At 74.4% G+C, this 5,481-nt stretch carries 4 protein-coding genes and 1 pseudogene; all 5 read left to right on the top strand.

What is annotated here, in order from left to right; all coding sequences use genetic code 11:
- Positions 1 to 104 precede the first annotated feature (104 nt).
- The gene (locus FOE67_RS15265; protein WP_323384956.1) at positions 105 to 704 is read left to right on the top strand and encodes an RNA polymerase sigma factor; all 600 of its coding nucleotides are present in this window, start codon (positions 105 to 107) and stop codon (positions 702 to 704) included.
- On the top strand, positions 685 to 1,722 hold the full coding sequence (locus FOE67_RS15260) for a hypothetical protein (protein ID WP_182664577.1): 1,038 nt from the start codon (positions 685 to 687) through the stop codon (positions 1,720 to 1,722). Before FOE67_RS15265 ends, FOE67_RS15260 begins: the two co-directional genes overlap by 20 nt.
- Before the next feature lie 323 nt (positions 1,723 to 2,045).
- A complete protein-coding gene (locus FOE67_RS15255; RefSeq protein ID WP_182664575.1) occupies positions 2,046 to 2,297 on the top strand; it encodes a hypothetical protein in 252 nt (83 codons plus the stop codon).
- 483 nt (positions 2,298 to 2,780) lie between these two features.
- Positions 2,781 to 3,302, top strand: a pseudogene (locus FOE67_RS15250) (SigE family RNA polymerase sigma factor); the annotation flags it as partial.
- Between the two features lie 457 nt (positions 3,303 to 3,759).
- Complete coding sequence (locus FOE67_RS15245; RefSeq protein WP_182664573.1) at positions 3,760 to 5,436, top strand: long-chain fatty acid--CoA ligase; 1,677 nt, start codon at positions 3,760 to 3,762, stop codon at positions 5,434 to 5,436.
- Positions 5,437 to 5,481: the final 45 nt, after the last annotated feature.

Here is a 5,481-nt window from a genome sequence, read left to right as displayed (position 1 = left end):
GAACCGGGGGGAGGGCCGGGTGGAACGACGCGCGCCCGCGCACACCGCCCCGCCCACGGACCGGCCGCCCCGGTCGGTGCCGCGACCCCCTCGGGGAGCCGGACGTGACCGACGAGGACCGTTCCGGATCGCCCATCGACCGTTCCGTACGCGAGTTGGCCGTGCACCTGCCCGCCGCGTGGACCGCCTTCCACGAGCAGTACTACCCCGCCTACCTCGCCTACGCGGAGTTGCAGCTGGGCGACCGCGAGGAGGCCGGTGAACTCGTGCACCGGGTCTTCGTGCACCTGGCCGCGCACTGGCAGCGGCTGATGCGCGAGGAGGCGCCGATGGCCAGCGCTTGGGCGCTGCTGAAGTCGGGCGTCGCCCGGCACCTGGAGGAGCGGGGACGGACACCGGCGATGCCGGAGACCGCCGTCTTCCGCAACGTCGGCCGCCGGGTCCTGGAGGACGTGCGCGGCGAGTTCGCCGCGATGGAGTCGGCGCTGGGCCTGTACACGGCGATAGCCCGGCTCCCCGAACGACAGTTCGACGTAATCGTGCTGCGCTACGTGCTGGGGTACCCCACGGGTGACGTGGCGCGCCTGATGGGCGTGAGCGACGTGACGGTGCGCACCCACTGCACGCTGGCCCGTCGCAAGCTCGGTCGGGACCTGCAGATGGACACGGGAGGGGACGGGGACGATGACGACGCACGGCGGTGATCGGGGCTCGGAGCGCCCCTGCCGGGACACCCGGAACCCGGGTTCCCGCAGCCCGGGTGCCAGGAGTCTGGACGACCTGCTGGCCGGGGCCGTCGTCCCGGCCGGCGTCCACGACCCGGAGACGGTGGCGGCGGCCCGGCGCCGGGTGGAACGCGAGGTGGCCGAGAGTCTGTGGCGGGAGGCGCTGCACCGCGATTCCTACGCCCACCTGGTGCTCTCCGAGTCGCCCCGGGTCCGGCCCGGCGGCCCGACCCCACCGGCCGGTGATCCGGCGGACGAACCGGCGGTTCGGCTGCCGGTGGCGCTGCTGCGCCAGGCGGCCCGTGACCTGTCGGCCCTGTGCGAGCTGGTGGTGCGGGACTCGCGGGCCGCCCGGGACATCGCGGGACTGGTCAACTCCCGACGCATAGAGCCGGACGGGGCGCTGGTCTTCGCCTGCCTGCTGCACCTGGCCGGTCGGGTGGACGGGGCGCAGTTCTGGTGGCAGTTCGGCGCGGGGGCGGGGAAGTCCACGCCCGCCCTGTGCCTGTACCTGCTGCACCTGCAACGGGGTGAGATGCGCGACGCCGAGCACTGGGCCTGCCAGGCCGCCGAGTTGGAGGTGCTGGAGGCACGCGAGGCCCCGGCCCCGGTGGCCGGTCGGTGCCCGTCCGCCGGAACCGGGACCGGTGCCGCGGCGGGCGCGTCGAGGGCCGGCGAGCCGGTGCGGCGGGGAGTCGGCCGTCCCCGGGGGCGGACCTTCTACGCCCGTGAACCGTGCCACCGCCCGTTGTACGAGCGGGGGTTCGCGACGGTGGAGTCGATGTTGCTGCGCACCCGCGCCGGCCTGCACACCCGGGGCGCGGCCCCGGACGCGGTGGGAGGCGCGGCCGGGGCCCGCCCGGCGGTGGCGGCGGCCATCGAGGGACTGACCGGGGTGCACGAGCGCTACGACCGGGACTTCGGGCACGTGCCGCGTCCCGATCCGGGGCTCGCCCGGCGGCTGGCGGTCGATTCGCCGTCCCCGGCGGGGTGTTGAGGCCGGGTCGGTCCCCGGGATCGGGGTGGGCGGAGGCCGGCCCGGGACGGGGGCGCGCCGCGTCCCCGTCACCGGCCGGCGGTGCGCGGTCGGCGGGTGGGCGGCACCGTGCGCGGGGGGTCGCGGTGGTGCGGCGGGTTTATCCGCGCTCCTTCATTCGTGCCGGTGAAACACCCGGTGCCGACGGATTCCGGGGGCTTCACCCGGGCAACTCTGTCCCCGCGACGTCGATCATGTCGCCCCGGGGGTCGGCCGACCCCGCGGCACGTCCCATCTCCTCGGGCGGGAGCACCGTCCCGCACACACAGCTCGGAGGAATGAAGATGTCCCGTACCCGTACCACCGTCCGTCTCGTCGCCGCCGCCGCGGCGGTGCCGTTGGCGCTCGGAGCCCTCTCCGGTGTGGCCGTGGCGGACAACATCACCGACCAGGGCAACGTCGCCGAGGTCACCACCGGCGACGACAGCTTCGTGGTCATCGGGCAGTCGAACAGCAACGTGTCGATCGACTTCGCCGGTGACCTGCTGCCGGACGTCCTGCCCGGCTTCGTCCCCATCTGGTTCCCGCTCTGGTGAGGTGAGGCCCGCGGGAGCGGGTCGATGGCTCAGGGGTTCTCGTACGGCCGTGTCCGCACCGGGCGCGGCCGTACGGCTGTTCCGGGCCCGGACCCCGGCCCCAACCCCCTCGGCCCGGACCCGTACGGAGTCCCGCACCGGACCCCCGTGGCGGAGCCCCCGGGTCCGGTATCGGGGTCCCGTCCCGGCGCCGCCGCGGCCCGTCCCCGAGGCGGTCGACCCCCCGTCCCGGACGCCGGCGGGCGGCCCCGCACCGGGCCTCCGCGCAGGTGACGGCGTACCCGTCGGCGGCCGGGGACGGGGGACCGCGACGGTCCCCCGGGGGACATCCCCCCGGGGGGCCCCGACCCGGATCGGGGACACCCGGGGACGGCCTCCACCCGGGGGTGGTGGGGCCTTCCCCCGTTCTCCTCCCCCGGGCGGAGAATCGGTCCCGACCCCGGGGCGATCCGTCGGGACCCCCGCCGCGCCTAGCGTGGCACCATGACCACGCCAGGAAGCACCCCGCCGGTGACACCGCTCACCTTCTCGACCTACGTCAGGGCGCGCGGACCGGTGCTGCTGCGCACGGCCCGCTCGCTGACGCCGAACCCCAACGACGCCGAGGACCTCCTGCAGACCGCGCTCGCCAAGACGTTCGTGGCGTGGGACCGGATCGAGGACCACCGCGCTCTGGACGGTTACGTGCGGCGGGCCCTGATCAACACCCGGACCTCGCAGTGGCGCCGGCGCCGAGTGGACGAGCACCCGGTGGACGAGTTGCCCGAGCCCGAGCCCGTGCCGCAGGCCGATCCGGCCGAGCGGCAGGCCCTGCGCGAGGTGATGTGGCGGGCGGTGCTGCGGCTGCCCCCCCGCCAGCGGGCGATGGTGGTCCTGCGCTACTACGAGGATCTGAGCGAGGTGCGCACCGCCGAGGTGTTGGGGGTGTCGGTGGGCACGGTCAAGAGCGCCGTCTCCCGTGCCATGGCCCGGTTGCGGATGGATCCCCGACTGGCCGCCCTAGCGGCCCCGGAGGGGGAGGCGGAGCCGACCGGGTCGGTGTCGACGGTGTCGACGGTGTCGAAGCCGGTGGAGCCGGTGGAGCCGGTGGGCACGCCGGGCGCCGCGGCGGTCGGCGTCCTGCCGGCCCGCCCGCGCGCCGCCGGGAAGCGCCGCGCGTCCCGCGCCGGGATGGCCGGGCGGGGGCCCGCCACGGCGGTGGCCCGGGCGGCCTGAGGGCCGGCCCGGGCCCGCGGCGGACGCCGAGCGTCTGCCCGACCACCGGCCCGAACACCGGCCCGGTCACCGGTTCGCCGGTGGGTGTCCTCCCCCGGCGCCGCAGTCCGTCCCCACCCCGATCGCCCGCCCGGGAACCCGGGAACCCGGGAAAAGGACGCCCCCGGGGTAGTGACATACCGCTTGGTATGCCAGCACAATCACGGGAACCATCCTCGCGTAACGGCGCGCACCCGTGGGAGGCCCGGTGTACAGCACCATGCAGGACGTTCCGCTGCTCGTGAGTCGCATCCTGCGGCACGGCTCCACCATCCACGGAAAATCCGTGGTCACCACCTGGACCGGTGACGGCCCGCCCGTCCGCCGCACCTACGCCGGGATCGGCGAGCGCTCCGCCCGCCTGGCCCATGCCCTGGCCGACTCCCTCGAAGTCCGCCCCGGGGACCGCGTCGGCACCCTGATGTGGAACAACGGCGAACATCTCGAGGCGTACCTGGCGGTCCCCTCCATGGGGGCCGTCCTGCACACCCTCAACCTCCGCCTGCCCCCGAAGCAGCTCGCCTGGGTGATCAACCACGCCGAGGACCGGGTGATCCTCGTCAACGGCACCCTGCTGCCCCTCCTCGCGCCCCTGCTGCCCGCCCTCACCACCGTCGAGCACGTCGTCGTGGTGGGCCCGGGCGACACCTCCGTCCTGGAGGGCTGCCGCCCCGAGGTGCACGAGTACGAGGCGCTGCTGGCCGACCGCCCCGGCACCTACGCCTGGCCCGAACTCGACGAACGGGCCCCCGCCGCCCTGTGCTACACCTCCGGCACCACCGGCGACCCCAAGGGCGTGGTCTACTCCCACCGCTCGGTCTACCTGCACTGCCTCCAGGTCAACACCGCCGAGGCGATGGGACTGACCGACGCCGACACCTGCCTGCCGGTGGTCCCCATGTTCCACGTCAACGCCTGGGGCCTGCCGCACGCCGCGTTCATGACCGGCATCAACCTCCTGATGCCCGACCGCTTCCTGCAGCCCGCGCCGCTCGCCGAGATGATCGAGACCGAGCGCCCCACCTACGCCGCGGCCGTCCCCACCATCTGGCAGGGGCTGCTGCTGGAACTGGCGGAGAAGCCGCGCGACATCTCCTGCCTGAAGTCCGTCACCATCGGCGGCTCCGCCTGCCCGCCCTCCCTGATGAAGGACTTCGAGGAGAAGCACGACGTGCGGGTCGTGCACGCCTGGGGCATGACCGAGACCTCCCCGCTGGGCACCGTCGCCCACCCGCCGGCCGGCCTCGACCCCGAGGAGGCCTGGCCCTACCGGCTCAGCCAGGGCCGCTTCCCCTGCTCGGTCGAGGCCCGCCTCATCGGCCCCGACGGTACCGAGCAGCCCTGGGACGGCACCTCGGCGGGCGAGTTGGAGGTGCGCGGCAACTGGATCGCCGGCGCCTACTACGGCGGTCCCGACGCCGAGGCCGTCCGCCCGGAGGACAAGTTCGCCCCCGACGGATGGCTGCGCACCGGCGACGTCGGAACCATCACCCCCGACGGCTACCTGAACCTCACCGACCGCGCCAAGGACGTCATCAAGTCCGGCGGGGAGTGGATCTCCTCCGTGGAGCTGGAGAACCGCCTCATGGCCCACCCCGACGTGCTGGAGGCCGCCGTGGTCGCCGTGCCCGACGAGCGCTGGGGCGAGCGCCCCCTGGCCACCGTCGTGCTGCGCGAGGGATCGACCGCCGGCTTCGCCGACCTGCGGGAGTTCCTCTCCGGTCAGGTCGCCAAGTGGCAGCTGCCCGAGCGCTGGAGCGTGATCACCGAGGTGCCCAAGACCAGCGTCGGCAAGTTCGACAAGAAGGTGCTGCGGGCGCGCTACGCGCAGGGCGACCTCGATGTCACCGATGTCACCGATGTCACGGCGGCCCCGGCGGACTGACCCGGCTGCGCTTATCGAAGGAAACGAAGCTTGTGAACATTGTGT

The sequence above is a fragment of the Streptomyces calidiresistens genome (assembly GCF_014141525.1).
Lineage (GTDB): Bacteria > Actinomycetota > Actinomycetes > Streptomycetales > Streptomycetaceae > Streptomyces > Streptomyces calidiresistens.
This window is presented reverse-complemented; position numbering and strand designations above follow the sequence as displayed.

Coding starts and splice junctions, on each gene's coding strand:
- FOE67_RS15260 (WP_182664577.1), top strand. CDS start 685: ATGACGACGCACGGCGGTGATCGGGGCTCGGAGCGCCCCTGCCGGGAC.
- FOE67_RS15255 (WP_182664575.1), top strand. CDS start 2,046: ATGTCCCGTACCCGTACCACCGTCCGTCTCGTCGCCGCCGCCGCGGCG.